Origin of the sequence: Streptomyces sp. NPDC048291, from assembly GCF_043201715.1 — a bacterium.
In the GTDB taxonomy this organism is placed as follows: Bacteria; Actinomycetota; Actinomycetes; order Streptomycetales; family Streptomycetaceae; genus Streptomyces.
This window is the reverse complement of record NZ_JBICZC010000006.1, coordinates 339353-354126: the sequence shown is the minus strand read 5'-3', so window position 1 is coordinate 354126 and position 14774 is coordinate 339353. Positions and strand designations below refer to the sequence as shown.

The 14774-nt window shown below is 69.9% G+C and carries 13 protein-coding genes; 7 read left to right on the top strand and 6 right to left on the bottom strand.

All coding sequences use genetic code 11. The features are described from left to right. Nucleotides 1-62 precede the first annotated feature (62 nt). Together ACGF5O_RS18385 and ACGF5O_RS18380 are read right to left on the bottom strand one after the other, a co-directional pair. Complete coding sequence (locus ACGF5O_RS18385; protein WP_393810893.1) at nucleotides 63-2009, bottom strand: YncE family protein; 1947 nt, start codon at nucleotides 2007-2009, stop codon at nucleotides 63-65. Between the two features lie 246 nt (nucleotides 2010-2255). Beyond that, a complete protein-coding gene (locus tag ACGF5O_RS18380; RefSeq protein ID WP_351486434.1) occupies nucleotides 2256-2738 on the bottom strand; it encodes an SseB family protein in 483 nt (160 codons plus the stop codon). 176 nt (nucleotides 2739-2914) lie between these two features. Here ACGF5O_RS18380 and ACGF5O_RS18375 point away from each other — a divergent pair, with 176 nt between their 5' ends. From ACGF5O_RS18375 to ACGF5O_RS18360, 4 genes are all read left to right on the top strand, one after another. Next, complete coding sequence (locus ACGF5O_RS18375; RefSeq protein WP_393810892.1) at nucleotides 2915-4741, top strand: acyl-CoA dehydrogenase; 1827 nt, start codon at nucleotides 2915-2917, stop codon at nucleotides 4739-4741. Nucleotides 4742-4823: 82 nt separating this feature from the next. Further along, on the top strand, nucleotides 4824-6122 hold the full coding sequence (locus tag ACGF5O_RS18370) for a M18 family aminopeptidase (protein ID WP_393810891.1): 1299 nt from the start codon (nucleotides 4824-4826) through the stop codon (nucleotides 6120-6122). A 251-nt stretch (nucleotides 6123-6373) separates the two neighbouring features. Continuing rightward, complete coding sequence (locus ACGF5O_RS18365) at nucleotides 6374-7480, top strand: glycosyltransferase (protein WP_393810890.1); 1107 nt, start codon at nucleotides 6374-6376, stop codon at nucleotides 7478-7480. A 67-nt stretch (nucleotides 7481-7547) separates the two neighbouring features. Continuing rightward, nucleotides 7548-7706: a hypothetical protein gene (locus tag ACGF5O_RS18360; RefSeq protein WP_294008171.1), complete on the top strand. Its 159-nt coding sequence runs from the start codon at nucleotides 7548-7550 to the stop codon at nucleotides 7704-7706. Between the two features lie 96 nt (nucleotides 7707-7802). Here the strand turns inward: ACGF5O_RS18360 and ACGF5O_RS18355 are convergent, their stop codons facing one another. The 3 genes from ACGF5O_RS18355 to ACGF5O_RS18345 all read right to left on the bottom strand — a co-directional run bounded on the left by ACGF5O_RS18355 (nucleotide 7803) and on the right by ACGF5O_RS18345 (nucleotide 11362). Next, nucleotides 7803-9614, bottom strand: a complete 1812-nt coding sequence (locus ACGF5O_RS18355; RefSeq protein ID WP_393810889.1) for an NHL domain-containing thioredoxin family protein — start codon at nucleotides 9612-9614, stop codon at nucleotides 7803-7805. Nucleotides 9615-9644: 30 nt separating this feature from the next. After that, on the bottom strand, nucleotides 9645-10901 hold the full coding sequence (locus ACGF5O_RS18350; RefSeq protein ID WP_393810888.1) for a recombinase family protein: 1257 nt from the start codon (nucleotides 10899-10901) through the stop codon (nucleotides 9645-9647). Nucleotides 10902-10969: 68 nt separating this feature from the next. Then, nucleotides 10970-11362, bottom strand: coding sequence for a cupin domain-containing protein (locus tag ACGF5O_RS18345; protein ID WP_393810887.1), 393 nt, complete (start codon nucleotides 11360-11362; stop codon nucleotides 10970-10972). A 53-nt stretch (nucleotides 11363-11415) separates the two neighbouring features. On the opposite strand from ACGF5O_RS18345, the gene ACGF5O_RS18340 reads away from it, so the two are divergent. After that, entirely contained in the window at nucleotides 11416-12423 is a 1008-nt protein-coding gene (locus ACGF5O_RS18340; RefSeq protein ID WP_393810886.1) for a GlxA family transcriptional regulator, read from the top strand. Beyond that, nucleotides 12420-12914 carry an LURP-one-related family protein gene (locus ACGF5O_RS18335; protein WP_362580513.1) on the top strand — a complete coding sequence of 165 codons (495 nt, stop codon included), beginning with the start codon at nucleotides 12420-12422 and terminating at the stop codon, nucleotides 12912-12914. The genes ACGF5O_RS18340 and ACGF5O_RS18335 overlap by 4 nt, the downstream gene beginning before the upstream one ends. Here ACGF5O_RS18335 and ACGF5O_RS18330 read toward each other — a convergent pair. Then, nucleotides 12911-13723 carry a carbon-nitrogen family hydrolase gene (locus tag ACGF5O_RS18330; protein ID WP_393810885.1) on the bottom strand — a complete coding sequence of 271 codons (813 nt, stop codon included), beginning with the start codon at nucleotides 13721-13723 and terminating at the stop codon, nucleotides 12911-12913. The two genes, ACGF5O_RS18335 and ACGF5O_RS18330, sit on opposite strands and share 4 nt — an antisense overlap. A 182-nt stretch (nucleotides 13724-13905) precedes the next feature. Here ACGF5O_RS18330 and ACGF5O_RS18325 point away from each other — a divergent pair, with 182 nt between their 5' ends. Next, nucleotides 13906-14730, top strand: coding sequence for a maleylpyruvate isomerase family mycothiol-dependent enzyme (locus tag ACGF5O_RS18325; protein WP_393810884.1), 825 nt, complete (start codon nucleotides 13906-13908; stop codon nucleotides 14728-14730). Nucleotides 14731-14774 lie beyond the last annotated feature (44 nt).

Here is a 14774-nt window from a genome sequence, read left to right as displayed (position 1 = left end):
CGGAGAAGGCCCGGAGGACATTCCCTCCGGGCCCGGTCGTTCTCCGATCGGCGATCGGTGGATCAGTTGCTGAAGTAGAGGTAGTTCCACGCGCCGTAGGTCGTGGAGTTCACAGTGTCGCCGGACGAACCGTTGACGTACACCGAACGCATCCGCGCCCGGATGCCGGACTCGCCGGGAGCGTCGAACTGCACGGACGTCTTGCCGTTCGTGCCGAGGCTGAAGTACTCGGAGTCCGTCTGGTACCACTGCCCCTGGTAGTAGATCTCCAGGTCCAGCCGGTGCTCACGGCCCGGGTAGTAGGTCATGGTCGTGTTGAACACCGGGCCGGTGTTCTTGTGGAACCAGCGGTACGACGTCGAACCGATCTTCGCCGTCTTGTAGTACCTGGAGAGCGAGGTGGAGATCTTGACCCGGGCGTACGCCGTGGACTTCACCGTCTTCGGCGCGTAGCGGGCGTCCCCGTCGAAGACCGCGGAGACGGCCGTGTCCCGGGTCATGTCCACCCACGCGGCGATGTTCCCGTGGGAGTCCACCTTGCCGGTCTTGATCAGCTTCTTGCCCTTGTCACCGCCGAAGGGGTCCGCGTAGATCTTGACCGAGCGGTTCTTGTACGTCGTCCCCAGGTGCGCGGTGAACTTCACGTCGGCGCCGTAGTTGTACAGCTTGCCGTTGTTGTTCAGGCTCAGGCTCGTGGCCGCGCGGGAGACCGCGACCTTGTCGGAGGCGGTGGCCGAGGTGTGGTCGGCGTCGCCCGCGTAGGTGACCTTGTAGGTGACCGTGCCGCCGGCCGGCGGGGTGTCGGCGAAGGAGTAGGTGCCGTCGGCCTTGACGGTGACGGCGGGGAGCGCCTTGCCGCTGGGGCTCTCGACGTCGGTGCGGGTGACGGAGAGCTTGGCGCCGGCGGGCAGCGCGACCGTCGCCGAGAGCTTGCCGGTGACGGTGAGCTTCTTGGCGCGGGGCGCCGAGCTCGGGGCGTTGACCGTGAGCGTCGGCACGTTGAGCGTCGGCTGGGTCAGCGCCTTGAGCGTGTAGGAGCTGCCGCTCGGGACCAGCGCGAAGATCCGCGAGGAGTCCGGCGCCCAGCGCACGGTGGCGGCGTACCCGGAGCCGATGCTGTAGGTGCGCAGCGGCTTGGTGGCGTCGGGCCGGTAGACCGCGACCTTGCCGTCGCCCACCTGGGCGACCAGGCCGTTCGCCGCGACGTCGGCACCCCAGGCGCCGGGGTAGGAGCCGGCCTTGCTGAACTTGCCGTCGGCCCACGCGTCCCGGTCCGTGCCGTTGACCAGCACCTGGTCGGCACCGGGCACGAGGTCGATGTCCCCGATGCCGCTGTTCAGGGTGTAGTCGCTGAAGTACCAGGCGGTGAGCTTGGCGGTGCCGTCCGAGACGTCGAGCACCGCCATGGAGTCGCTGGAGCTGCCGGTGTCGGCGATGGCCAGCAGGCCCGGCCGGGTCGGGTCGGTGTCCAGCAGCCCCGGGTTCCAGATGCCGACCGAGGTGCCCTCGGTGGGGAACTGCTCCATCGCCACCGGGTCGGTCCCGCTCGCCGGGTCCACCGACGGGTCGACGGAGCCGATGTCGCCGTCCCACTGGTCGCCGTACGAGAACCACGCCTTGCCGCCCGCGAAGCCCAGGTGGCGGGGGCCGGTGTCGGTCGGGATGGCGTAGGTCGCCTTCACGTCCAGCGTCGCCGGGTCCAGCGCGAGGATCTGGTGGGTATTGGGCAGGGCCGCGTACAGGGTGCTGCCGTCGTCCGACAGGGCCAGGTCGCTGACGCTGCCCAGGCCGGTGTTCGAGTCGACCAGGGTGCCGTTGTAGTCGGACGCGAGGATGCGGCCGTTCGCGGCGTCGCCGACGAACACCCGCTGGAGCGGGCCGTCCACGACGAGGCCGCCGACGTTGGTGACGCTGGTGGCGGCCGCCGAGGCGGTCCCCGCCGCCACGACGCTCAGCGCCGCCGAGCTGAAGACGACCGCGAGCGCCGTCGCGACCGAAGTGCTGCGCATACGCACAGTGCTGAAACCCCCAGTGAGAACCCGGATTCGCCGGGTGGATGAGAGCGCCGCGCGGCACCCGGACACGACCGCCGAAGAGCGGTTGCGTGCGGGGCGCGGCTGCCAGGGCGAAGCCTATGGCATGGCTGTGACAACCGGGGAGTGGGTTTTCGCAGTGTGAGTTCTCGGGGTACGAGTTTTCAGCGGCCCGCAGCCGACACTCGACAGACCGCAGATCACGGCGCTCCCAGCGGAGCGTTACCCGTACATCCGCCGCATCGCGAACTCAACCATCTGCTCGACGGCCTTCGCGTCGAAGACCATCCGGTGTTCGCCCTCCATGTCCAGGACGAATCCGTAGCCGGTCGGAAGGAGGTCGATGACCTCCGCGCCGGTGATCACGAAGTACTTGGACTCCTTGCCCGCGTACCGGCGCAGCTCCTTCAGCGAGGTGAACATCGGGATCACCGGCTGCTGGGTGTTGTGCAGGGCCAGGAACCCCGGGTTGTCGCCGCGCGGGCAGTACACCTTGGACGTGGCGAAGACCTGCTGGAAGTCCTCGGCGGTCAGCTGACCGGTGGTGAAGGCGCGCACCGCGTCCGCCAGCGAGGGCGGGGACGGCTCGGGGTAGAGCGGCGGCTGCTGGCCGTACCCGCCGAGGCCGCCGGCCATCTGCTGCTGCGACGACGCGTACTGCTGCTGCGCGGCCCCACCGTCCATGGGCTGGCCGTATCCATACATGCGCGCAAGCCTACCGAGACACGCGGCGTCCGCGAGAAGGTAGACCCTTCTCACACTTCACCGGATGGGGGTTGCGTCTTATTACCGGCGGGTAGCATCATCGGAGCTACTCGTTGGTATGTGAAAGCTTGCGCGAGGATTCAGTGCCTCGCCGATCCGGATACGGAGCCGTCACCATGGGGCACTACAAGTCCAACCTCCGCGACATCGAATTCAACCTGTTCGAAGTGCTCGGGCGCGACAAGCTGTACGGCACCGGTCCGTTCGGCGAGATGGACACCGACACCGCGAAGAGCGTCCTGGCGGAACTGACCCGGCTCGCCGAGAACGAGCTCGCGGAGTCCTTCGCCGACGCCGACCGCAACCCCCCGGTCTTCGACCCGGAGACCAACACCGCCCCGGTCCCGGCATCCTTCAAGAAGAGCTACAAGGCCTTCATGGACTCGGAGTACTGGCGTCTGGGCCTCCCGGAGGAGATCGGCGGCACCACCGCTCCCCCGTCGCTGATCTGGTCGTACGCGGAGCTGGTGCTCGGCGCCAACCCGGCCGTGTGGATGTACTCCTCCGGCCCGGCGTTCGCCCGCATCCTCTTCGACGAGGGCACCGAGGAACAGAAGAAGTGGGCGCAGCTCGCCGTGGACCGGACCTGGGGTTCGACCATGGTGCTCACCGAGCCCGACGCGGGTTCGGACGTCGGCGCCGGCCGTACCAAGGCGGTGCGGCAGGAGGACGGCTCCTGGCACATCGAGGGCGTCAAGCGCTTCATCACCTCGGGTGAGCACGACATGGAGGAGAACATCCTCCACTACGTGCTGGCGCGGCCGGAGGGCGCCGGTCCCGGTACCAAGGGCCTGTCCCTCTTCCTCGTCCCGAAGTACCTCTTCGACTTCGAGACCGGCGAGCTGGGCGAGCGCAACGGCGTCTACGCGACCAACGTCGAGCACAAGATGGGCCTCAAGGCCTCCAACACCTGCGAGATGACCTTCGGCGACCGCCACCCGGCCAAGGGCTGGCTGATCGGCGACAAGCACGAGGGCATCCGCCAGATGTTCCGGATCATCGAGTTCGCCCGCATGATGGTCGGCACGAAGGCCATCTCGACGCTGTCCACCGGCTACCTGAACGCCCTGGAGTACGCCAAGGAGCGCGTCCAGGGCCCGGACCTCGCGAACTTCCTGGACAAGTCCGCGCCCAAGGTCACCATCACCCACCACCCCGACGTCCGCCGCTCGCTGATGACGCAGAAGGCGTACGCCGAGGGCATGCGCGCGCTGGTCCTCTACACCGCCTCGATCCAGGACGCGATCACGGTCAAGGAGGCGAACGGCGAGGACCCGAAGTCCGAGCACGCGCTCAACGACCTGCTCCTGCCGATCGTCAAGGGCTACGGCTCCGAGAAGGGCTACGAGCAGCTCGCCCAGTCGCTGCAGACCTTCGGCGGCTCCGGCTTCCTGCAGGAGTATCCGATCGAGCAGTACATCCGCGACGCCAAGATCGACACCCTGTACGAGGGCACCACCGCCATCCAAGGCCAGGACTTCTTCTTCCGGAAGATCGTCCGCAACCAGGGCGCGGCGCTGAACTCCCTCGCCGAGGACATCAAGAAGTTCCTGGCGCTCGGCACCGGCGGCGAGGAGCTGGCGGGCGCCCGCGAGCACCTCGCGAAGGCCGCCGTCGAGTTGGAGGCGATCGTCGGCCTGATGCTGACCGACCTCGCGGCCACCGAGCAGGACGTCAAGAACATCTACAAGGTCGGCCTCAACACCAGCCGCCTGCTGCTCGCCTCCGGTGACGTGATCGTCGGCTACCTGCTGCTCAAGGGCGCCGCGGTCGCCGCCGAGAAGCTGGAGACGGCCTCCGCGAAGGACGTCCCCTTCTACACCGGCAAGATCGCGGCAGCGAAGTTCTTCGCGGCCAACGTGCTGCCGGGCGTCACCCTGGCCCGCAAGATCGCGGCCGACGTCGAACTCGACCTGATGGAGCTGGACGAGGCCGCTTTCTGACCGTTCCGGCCGACCGGTTCCGCCACGGTGGCCCGCTCCCTCTCCGGGGAGCGGGCCACCGAACGTCGTTAAGGTGAAGCACATGAGCGAACCCTCCCGCTTCGATCGCGGTCACACCGACGACCTGATGTCCTTCCTCGCCGCCGGCCCCACGCCGTACCACGCCGTGGCGAACGCCGGCGCCCGCCTGGAGAAGGCCGGTTTCCGGCAGATCGCCGAGACCGACGCCTGGGACGGCACCACGGGTGGCCGGTACGTGCTGCGCGGCGGCGCGATCATCGCCTGGTACGTCCCGGAGGGCGCCGCGCCGCACACGCCGTTCCGGATCGTCGGCGCCCACACCGACTCCCCGAACCTGCGGGTCAAGCCCCGCCCGGACACCGGGGCGCACGGCTTCCGCCAGATCGCCGTGGAGATCTACGGCGGACCGCTCATGAACTCCTGGCTCGACCGGGACCTGGGCCTGGCCGGCCGGCTCAGCCTGCGCGACGGCTCCACCCGCCTCGTCGACGTGGACCGGCCGCTGCTGCGGGTGCCCCAGCTCGCCATCCACCTGGACCGTTCGGTCAGCAGCGAGGGCCTCAAGCTGGACAAGCAGCGCCACCTCCAGCCGATCTGGGGCCTCGGCGACGACGTCCGCGACGGCGACCTGATCGCCTTCCTGGAGCAGGAGTCGGGCCTGCCGGCCGGCTCGGTCACCGGCTGGGACCTGATGACCTACGCCATCGAACCGCCCGCCTACCTGGGCCGCGACCAGGAGCTGATGGCCGGCCCCCGGCTGGACAACCTGCTCTCCGTGCACGCCGGAACGGCGGCGCTGGCGGCCGTGGCGGCGGGCGGCGCCGACCTGCCGTACATCCCCGTCCTCGCCGCCTTCGACCACGAGGAGACCGGCTCCCAGTCCGACACCGGCGCCGACGGTCCGCTGCTCGGCAGCGTGCTGGAGCGTTCGGTGCTGGCGCGCGGCGGGTCGTACGAGGACCGGGCGAGAGCCCTCGCGGGCACCGTCTGTCTCTCCTCGGACATGGGGCACGCCGTCCACCCCAACTACGCCGAGCGCCACGACCCGACGCACCACCCCCGCGCCAACGGCGGCCCGATCCTCAAGGTCAACGTCAACAACCGGTACGCCACGGACGGTTCGGGCCGGGCGGTCTTCGCCGCCGCCTGCGAGAAGGCCGGGGTCCCGTTCCAGACCTTCGTCTCCAACAACTCCATGCCCTGCGGCACCACGATCGGCCCGATCACCGCGGCCCGCCACGGCATCCGGACCGTCGACATCGGCGCGGCCATCCTCTCCATGCACAGCGCCCGCGAACTGTGCGGCGCCGACGACCCGTTCCTGCTGGCCAACGCGCTGGTGGCGTTCCTGGAGGGGTAGTAGCGCCCGGCCCGGCCCGCCCGCTCCCGGACGACCGGTGCACAACACCCGACTTGTTGACATGGAACGGACAGATGGGCCAGAGCGGCCAGAGCCGTACCCACAGGGTCATCACAGGCAACCGTGAGCAATCCGTTACAGCGTTCAACTACCGGAGTTGTACAGATTTCGTGAAGACTCTGGATCACTGACGGGTCCGGAACATCGGTTTCCGGACCCACCGAGATCTTCACGACAGGGGGTACCGAGCCGTGCGCCGCCACGCCACGCGCCGTGCCCACGCCGCGCCCGAGGAACCGGGCAACAGACCCAGACTCGCCGTCCTGATCCCGGCCCACAACGAGCAGGAACGTATCTCCGCCGCGATCGACGGCCTCTGGGAACAGACCCGGCGCCCCGACCTGATCGTCGTCGTCACCGACAACTGCACCGACGACACGGCCGGCGTCGCCGCCGCCCACGGCGCCCAGGTCTTCCCCACCCAGGGCAACACCCACAAGAAGGCCGGCGCCCTCAACCAGGCCATCGCGTGGGTGCTGCCGCACCTCGACGACCGGGACCTGCTGCTCGTCCAGGACGCCGACACCGTCCTCAACCCCTGGTTCGTCGAGACCGCGCTCGCCACCTTCAACCGCAAGGTCGGCGCGGTCGGCGGCGTCTTCTACGGCGAGGACGGCGGCGGCTTCCTCGGCCTGCTCCAGCGCATGGAGTTCCACCGCTACGCCTGGGAACTGTCGCGCACCGGCGGCCGGGCACAGGTCCTCACCGGCACCGGCACGATGTTCCGCGCCCGCGTGCTGCGCGAGGTCCGCGCGGCCCGCCGCGCCGGCGAACTCGGCGGCGGCACCGGCTACTACAGCCTCGCCTCGCTCACCGAGGACGACGAGATGACCAAGGCGGTCAAGACCCTCGGCTACCGGGCCATGTCCCCGGCAGGCTGCGCGGTCACCACCGAGGTCATGCCGACGCTCCCCAAACTCTGGCACCAGCGGCTCCGCTGGCAGCGCGGCGCACTGGAGAACCTCCGCGACTACGGCTGGACCCGCGTCACCGCCCGCTACTTCATGCAGCAGTTCCTCATGGGCTTCGGCGCGCTCTCCTTCCTCGTCTACCTGACCTACATGGCCGCGTACACCTCGCTGTACGGCTGGCCGGGCCTGTCGCCGTTCTGGACGGCGATCGGCCTGATCTTCGTCGTCGAGAAGACCGTCTCGGTACGGCGAGCGGGACCGAAGGCCGTCCTGATCGCCGCGCTGATGGTTCCAGAGATGCTCTACGACCTCTTCCAGCACGCCGTCTACTTCACCTCGCTGTGGGGGCTGGTGCGCCGCAGCGAGGAGAAGTGGGTGGCGACGTGAGCCCGTTGCCGGGCACCCTCACCGACCCCACCCCCCATATGGCGACCACCCTCATAGGAGAAGCACGATGTACGGACGAGTGATCGGCGCGGGTACGGCGGGCGCGGGCGGTGCGACCCTGGCCGCCACCGGGCTGTGGATCAACAGCATGGCGATGGTGGTGGCGGCGACGACGCTGGTGGCGGCCGGGGTGGCGGTGTTCAAGCTGGTGCCGCGGAGGCGGTAGCCGGTTGGCCGGTCGTGTTCTGGCTGCGGGTGCGTGGGGGCTGGTCGCGCAGTTCCCCCCCCCAGCCTCCGGCCGGGGGTACCCCCAGCGCCCCTTTCAGGGGCGCTGATCCATACCGGCGAGGATGAGCGGAAGCCGGTCCGCCCCGCCCTCCGTGACCCGTACCGGAACTCCCCAGTCCTGCTGGTGCACATGGCAGGCCGGGTACTCGATGGCCTCGTCGTCGTCGCAGGACGCGGCCATCGCCGAGACGTGCAGGACGCCTTCCGGCACGGCCGGGTTCAGGTCCAGCTCCCTCGACAGGTCGGTGTCGGCGCCCTCGCCCTTGAGGAGCAGTTCCGGCGGGGTCGAGGAGACCAGGAGCCGCGTCGACGGGCCGTAGCGGGTGTCCAGCTTCTGGCCCGCCGGAGCCTGGAAGACCACGTCCAGCCGGAGCCTGCCCGGGGCGACCTCGGTCGCCGCGCGCCGGGTGCGGTGGGCGACCGACGCCACCCGGACCGCCTCCTCGGGCAGCCGCAGCCGGGTCAGCCGGTGGCGGGCCGACTCGACGACCACGATCTCGTCGCCGGCCAGCACCGCGTCGCTCGGCTCCCGCAGGTCCGTCGCCAGCGTGGTGACCTCGCCGGTCGCGGGGTCGTAGCGGCGCAGCGCGTGGTTGTAGGTGTCGGACACCGCGACCGAGCCGTCGGGCAGGGCCGTGACGCCCAGCGGGTGCTGGAGGAGGGCCTGGCCGGCGGCGCCGTCCCGGTGGCCGAAGTCGAAGAGGCCGGTGCCGACGGCCGTGTGGACCTGCCCGTCCGGGTCGACCCAGCGCAGGGCGCTGGTCTCGGAGTCGGCGACCCAGAGCCGGTCGGCGGTGGCCGCGAGGCCGGACGGCTGCGCGAACCAGGCCTCGGCCGCGGGCCCGTCGACCAGTCCCTCGTTGGTGGTACCGGCGGCGACGGCGACCGTCCCGCTCTCCGGGTCGTAGGTCCACAGCTGGTGGACTCCCGCCATGGCGATCCACACCCGGCCGCCGAAGACGGCCACGTCCCACGGGGAGGACAGGTCGATCGCACGGGCCGGACCCGTGGTCGGGGAGCCCTGCCACCACTGGCGGCCGGTGCCGGCGAGCGTGCTCACCTCACCGGTGGCAGGGTCGAGCCGCCGCAGCGCGTGGTTGACCGTGTCGGCGACGACCACCGAGCCGTCGTCGAGGAGCGCGAGGCCCTGCGGCTCGTTGAAGGAGGCGGTGTCCGCCGTACCGTCGGCGAAACCGCGGGTGCCGGAGCCGATCCGCCGTACGACCGTCTCCGCGTCCTCGGCCAGTTCCACCAGCTGGTGCCGCGTGGTGTCGCTCACCAGGAAGTTCCCCGAGGGCAGCAGCAGTGCCTTGCCGGGGAAGCGCAGGGCGGTCGGCTCGGGCTCCGGCGGCACGTACGGCCCGTCGCCGCGCCGCAGGGTGCCCTTCGCCTCGTGCTCCGCCTCCAACTCCTCGACCAGCCGCGCGATGGCATGCGCGTGGCCCTCGCCGGCGTGCTGCGCGACGACGTACCCCTCCGGGTCGATCACGACCAGCGTCGGCCAGGCCCGCACCGCGTACTGCTTCCAGGTGGCGAGCTCCGGGTCGTCCAGCACCGGGTGCTCCACGCCGTACCGCTCCACCGCGTCGACGACCGCCCGGTGCTCCGCCTCGTGCACGAACTTCGGCGAGTGCACCCCGACGATCACCACCGTGTCCCGGTGCCGCTCCTCCAGCTCGCGCAGCTCGTCGAGGACGTGCAGGCAGTTCACGCAACAAAATGTCCAAAAATCAACAATTACGATGCGGCCCCGGAGCTCCGCGAGGCTGAGCTTCTTGTCACCTGTGTTGATCCAGCCGCCCTTGCCGACCAGCTCGGGGGCCCGGACACGTACGCGTTTTGCCATGGTTCAAGCCAACCACACGCACCCCTGAGGCTATTCCGTGTGCCCCTCACCGACCCAGACGATGCGAAGCCGCTTCCCGGGATCGAACCGGCACCCCCGGCCGGGAGCCCTCGCCACCCAGACCGTCTCCACATCGCCGGACAGCAGTGCACGCCTCTGCATGACGTCGCCGCACTCCCACTCCGTGGCGAGCGCCGGATTCCGCCGCAGAAAGACCGCGGTCACGGCGTGCTCGACAGGCGTCGCCATCGCTCTCGCTCCCGGGCAGGTGTGTCCGAGGCGGACGCCCTGGCACACATATGACGTGCCGTTCCTGCTCATACGGGCTCCGCAGCCCTCGACATCACAGTGCAGGAACCCCGTCAGCAGGTGGGCCGGTCCACGGGTGGGTTGCTTGAGTCCGTCGCCTCGCGAGCGAGTCCTGGACTCCAGCTCCCGCGTGATCCGACGCTGCTCCTCCACGGTCACAATTCCCTCTCCGACGACCACGGAACTTCCGGTCTCCGGATCCCTGTAGGGACGAACAGAACCCGTGTACCTGCGGCAGCCACGCTTCTCGTCCCAGACGGTCTCCGTCTCCGGAAGCAGCCCCGCGAACGCCGGCGCCCTGAGCAATTGCGAGAGCGAGCCGACCTGCCACAAGCCGCCTCTGGGTGCAGGGATCCCGTACTCGTTGAGCAGCCTGGCGATGCGCACGAGTGGTCGGCCCGCAAGGGCTTCGTCAGCGATCAGACGCGCATACACCGCAGTGTCGGGATCAGGCGCAAGGCGTCCCGAATCGGCATCGATACGAAGGCCGTAGGGCGGCTGTCCGCCGATCCATCGCCCTCGGCCGCGGAGGTACTGCTCGGCATGGCGGATGCGCTCGCCCTGGGTTTCCGCCTCGGTACGCGCCCACTCCGACAACGAGGCCATGGCGAGCCTGTCACCGGGCCGACTCGAATCCAATCCGTCCATGACAGAGATCAGACGCCCGCCGACCCTGTCAAACTCCGCCAGAATCGGACCGACTTCGACCGTGCCCTTACGGCTGAGCCGATCCAGCTTCCAGACGATCAGCGTCCGGGCTGCGCCTGAAATGACCGCCTGCGTAGCCGTCTCGAAGCCCTTTCGGGCCACGTCCTTGTACCCGGACTTCCCGCGATCGACATGCACCTGGCGCACGGTCAGACCATGCCGAGCCGCCCAGGCCCGGCAGTCGGCCTCCTGCCGTTCGATAGGGGTCTTGCCCTCACGATCGAGCGAAAGCCGAAGGTGGAGGTCGGCGCAGAGGCCTCCCTGCTGCATGTCCCCTCCCAGAGTTGCTCACTCTGTGAACGAACAGCAGAGTCAAAGGCAATGAACTCCTCCGTCGATCAGCTAAGGGCATGGCCCGTCGTCGCATCCACGTGGTCCGGGATGTCGTCGTGGCGGTCGCCGACCGTGGACGTGCCGGTCGGTTCGAAGAGGAGGATCGACGCTCCGGCCGGGGCGCCGGGCTTGTGCTCGGTACCCCGGGGGACGGTGAAGACCGAGCCCTTGGGGAGGACGACCGTGCGCTCGCCGACCGGCTCCCGCAGGGCGATGCGCAGTTCGCCCTCGAGGACCAGGAAGAACTCGTCGGTGTGGTCGTGGACGTGCCAGAGGTGCTCGCCCTCCACCTTGGCGACGCGGACGTCGTAGTCGTTGACGGCGGTGACGATGCGGGGGCTCCACAGGTCGTCGAAGGAGGCGAGGGCGCGGGCGAGGGAGACGGGTTCGCTGGTCATGGCGATCATCCTGGGGCGTCGACCGGCCTTCGCGTGAGTGCTAGAAATCGCATATGGCGCAAGGATCCTCTCAAGCGAACAGGTCGACCCATCGTGTCGCCGTGATCGTCGACGCGGGCACCAATCCGTTCGAGGTCGGGGTCGCCACCGAGTTGTTCGGGCTGCCGCGGCCCGAGCTGGGGCTGCCCGTGCCGCCGTACGAGGTGACGGTGTGCGCGCCCACGCGCGAGGTGCGTATGAACCACGGCTTCTTCACCCTCAGCGGGGTGGCGGGGCTGGCCGCCCTGGACGAGGCGGACACGGTCGTCGTACCGGGACGGCCCGACAACGTCGTACCGCGCGGTGCCGACGTCCTCGACGCCGTCCGGCGCGCACACGCTCGGGGAGTGCGGATCGTGAGTTTCTGCACCGGGACCTTCGCGCTCGCCGAGGCCGGGCTGCTGGACGGACGGCCCGCCACCACGCACTGGCGCTGGGCGGACGCCTTCCGGGAACTGCATCCCCGGGTGCTGCTCCGGCCGGACGTGCTCTTCGTCGACGACGGTGACCTGCTCACCGCCTCGGGCAGCGCGGCCGCGCTCGACCTGGGGTTGCACATCTGGCGGCAGGACCACGGCGCCGAGATCGCCAACGCGGTGTCCCGGCGGCTGGTGTTCGCCTCGCACCGCGACGGCGGGCAGCGTCAGTTCGTGGAACGGCCGGTGCCCGAGGTGCCGGACGAGTCGCTCGGCCCGCTGCTGGCCTGGGCGCAGGAGCGGCTCGGACAGCCGCTGACCGTGGCCGGCCTGGCCGCGCGGGCCGCCGTCTCCCCCGCCACCCTGCACCGCCGGTTCCGCGCCCAGCTGGGGACCACCCCGCTGGCCTGGCTGACCGGGGAGCGGGTGGCCCTCGCCTGCCGTCTGATCGAGCGCGGCGAGGCACGGCTGGACGTGGTGGCGGCACGCAGCGGGCTCGGTACGGCGGCCAATCTGCGCGCGCGGCTGCGGCGCGAGACGGGACTCAGCCCGTCGGATTACCGCCGGCGTTTCGGGCCGGTGGGGCGGGAAGGGGTAATGGCATGAGATTCCTGGTACGCGACCGGCTCCTCGGCTTCGGGGAGGACTACTGGATCGAGGACGAGCACGGCGACAAGGTGTTCCTCGTCGACGGCAAGGCGATGCGGCTGCGGGACACGTTCGAGCTGAAGGACCGGCACGGGCGGGTGCTCGTCGACTTCCACCAGAAGATGTTCGCCCTGCGCGACACGATGGTGATCGAACGCGAGGGCGAGCCGCTGGCCACCATCAGGCGCAAGCGGCTGTCGCTGCTGCGCAACCACTACCGGGTGCGCCTGGCCGAGGGCACCGAACTGGACGTCAGCGGGAAGATCCTCGACCGGGAGTTCGCCGTCGAGTACGACGGTGAGCTGCTGGCCGTGGTCTCCCGGCGCTGGCTGCACGTGCGGGAGACCTACGGCCTCGACGTCGTACGGGACGACGCGGACCCGGCGCTGCTGATCGCGGTGGCGGTGTGCGTGATCCACCTCGCCGACCGGGAGCGGGACGGGGACTAGGAGCGGGGGGCCTGGCGGTGGGGCGGCGGGTCCAGGCCGAGCAGGCGGTCCTTGAGGGCCGGGAACTGTTCGCGGGTGGCGGCGACCTTGGCCGGGTCGAGGTCGACGGTGAGGATCTCCTCGCCGGAGCCTGCCTCGGCCAGCACCTCGCCCCAGGGATCGACCACGATCGAGTGACCGGCCTGCGGAACTCCGGCATGCGTCCCGGCCGTTCCACAGGCGAGCACGAACGCCTGGTTCTCGACCGCCCGTGCCTGGGCCAGCAGCGTCCAGTGCGCGCGTCGCCGCTCAGGCCAGCCCGCCGAGAGCACCAGCGTCTCGGCGCCGGCGTCGACGAGTCCGCGGAAGAGTTCGGGGAAACGGAGGTCGTAGCAGGTGGCCACGCCGAGCGTGGTCTCCGGGAGCCGGACCGTCACCAGTTCCTGTCCCGCGCCCATCAGCACCGCCTCGCCCTTGTCGAAGCCGAAGCGGTGGATCTTGCGGTAGGCCGCGGCCAGCTCACCGGAGGGGGAGAAGACGAGCGCCGTGTTGTAGAGGGGGCCGTCCGGGTCGCGCTCGGGGATCGAGCCGGCGTGCAGCCAGACGCCCGCGTCGCTCGCCGCCTTCGCCATCGCCTCGTACGTCGGACCTTCGAGCGGTTCGGCCTCCGTGGCGAACTCCTCGTAGGCGAACGCGCCCGTCGTCCACAGTTCGGGCAGGACCACGAGGTCGGCGTCCGTCTGCTCGCGTACCAGTGCGGTCACGCGCCGCCGACGAGATTCGACCGATTCACCCTCGTTTACGTCGATCTGGATGAGTGAGGCGCGCACAGTACCACCGTCCTGGCATTCGAGTCGTCCACACGGGCCTACGATCGTCACACGAAAGCACTGCCGGGGTGCCTCACAGCAGCGTAACTTAGCGTCTCAAGACACCCGCCGACAGCAGCCACCTCCCGCTGGCAGCGCCGCCATCACCTGCCCGAGTACCGACCGCCGAGGGGTCCCGTTCCGTGAGTCTGCATCCCACCCTCCAGCCCTACGCCGACGCGTGGACCCACTCCATCGAAGCGATATCCGAGCTGGTGACGCCGCTTGTCGAGGGCGAGTGGAACCGGCGGACACCGTGCCCGGGCTGGTCGGTGCGGGACGTGGTCTCCCATGTCATCGGCCTGGACTGCGAGATGCTCGGCGACCCGCGGCCCATCCACACCCTGCCGCGCGACCTCTACCACGTCACCAACGAGCACCAGCGGTACACGGAGATGCAGGTCGACGTACGACGCCACCACACGGCGCCGGAGATGACCTCGGAGCTGGAGTACACGGTCATCCGCCGCAACCGCCAGCTGCGCAACGAGTCGCGGGAGCCGGGGCACCTCGTGCGCGGGCCGATGAGCAAGGAGATCCCGCTCGAAGAAGCCATGCGCAACCACGCGTTCAACGTGTGGGTGCACGAGCAGGACCTGCGGGCGGCGCTGGGCCGGCCGGGCAACCTCGACTCGCCGGGCGCGCAGGTCGCCCGGGACGTGCTGCTCGGCGCGCTGCCCAAGGTGGTCGCCAGTGACGCGGACGCGCCACGCAGTTCGGCGGTCATCTTCGACGTGCACGGGCCGGTCGAGTTCCTGCGCACGATCCGCATCGACATCCAGGGCCGCGGATCCCTGGAGACCACGCCCGCCCTCGGCCCGGCCGCCGTCTTCACCCTCGACTGGGAGACCTACGTCCGCCTGGCCTGCGGCCGCACCACCCCGGACGCGGTCGCGGACCGGGTGAAGGCGGAAGGCGACCCGGAGCTGACGGCGGCGATCCTGCGGAACTTCGCGGTCACGCAGTAGGAAGCGGAAGCAGTGAGAAACGGAAGCAGTGAGAAGCGGTAGGA

Bases quoted from the DNA above. Each gene is read 5' to 3' on its own strand.
- ACGF5O_RS18380 (WP_351486434.1), bottom strand. From the start codon at position 2,738: ATGTATGGATACGGCCAGCCCATGGACGGTGGGGCCGCGCAGCAGCAG.
- ACGF5O_RS18335 (WP_362580513.1), top strand. From the start codon at position 12,420: ATGAGATTCCTGGTACGCGACCGGCTCCTCGGCTTCGGGGAGGACTAC.
- ACGF5O_RS18375 (WP_393810892.1), top strand. From the start codon at position 2,915: ATGGGGCACTACAAGTCCAACCTCCGCGACATCGAATTCAACCTGTTC.
- ACGF5O_RS18385 (WP_393810893.1), bottom strand. From the start codon at position 2,009: ATGCGCAGCACTTCGGTCGCGACGGCGCTCGCGGTCGTCTTCAGCTCG.
- ACGF5O_RS18345 (WP_393810887.1), bottom strand. From the start codon at position 11,362: ATGACCAGCGAACCCGTCTCCCTCGCCCGCGCCCTCGCCTCCTTCGAC.
- ACGF5O_RS18350 (WP_393810888.1), bottom strand. From the start codon at position 10,901: ATGCAGCAGGGAGGCCTCTGCGCCGACCTCCACCTTCGGCTTTCGCTC.
- ACGF5O_RS18370 (WP_393810891.1), top strand. From the start codon at position 4,824: ATGAGCGAACCCTCCCGCTTCGATCGCGGTCACACCGACGACCTGATG.
- ACGF5O_RS18360 (WP_294008171.1), top strand. From the start codon at position 7,548: ATGTACGGACGAGTGATCGGCGCGGGTACGGCGGGCGCGGGCGGTGCG.
- ACGF5O_RS18355 (WP_393810889.1), bottom strand. From the start codon at position 9,614: ATGGCAAAACGCGTACGTGTCCGGGCCCCCGAGCTGGTCGGCAAGGGC.
- ACGF5O_RS18340 (WP_393810886.1), top strand. From the start codon at position 11,416: ATGGCGCAAGGATCCTCTCAAGCGAACAGGTCGACCCATCGTGTCGCC.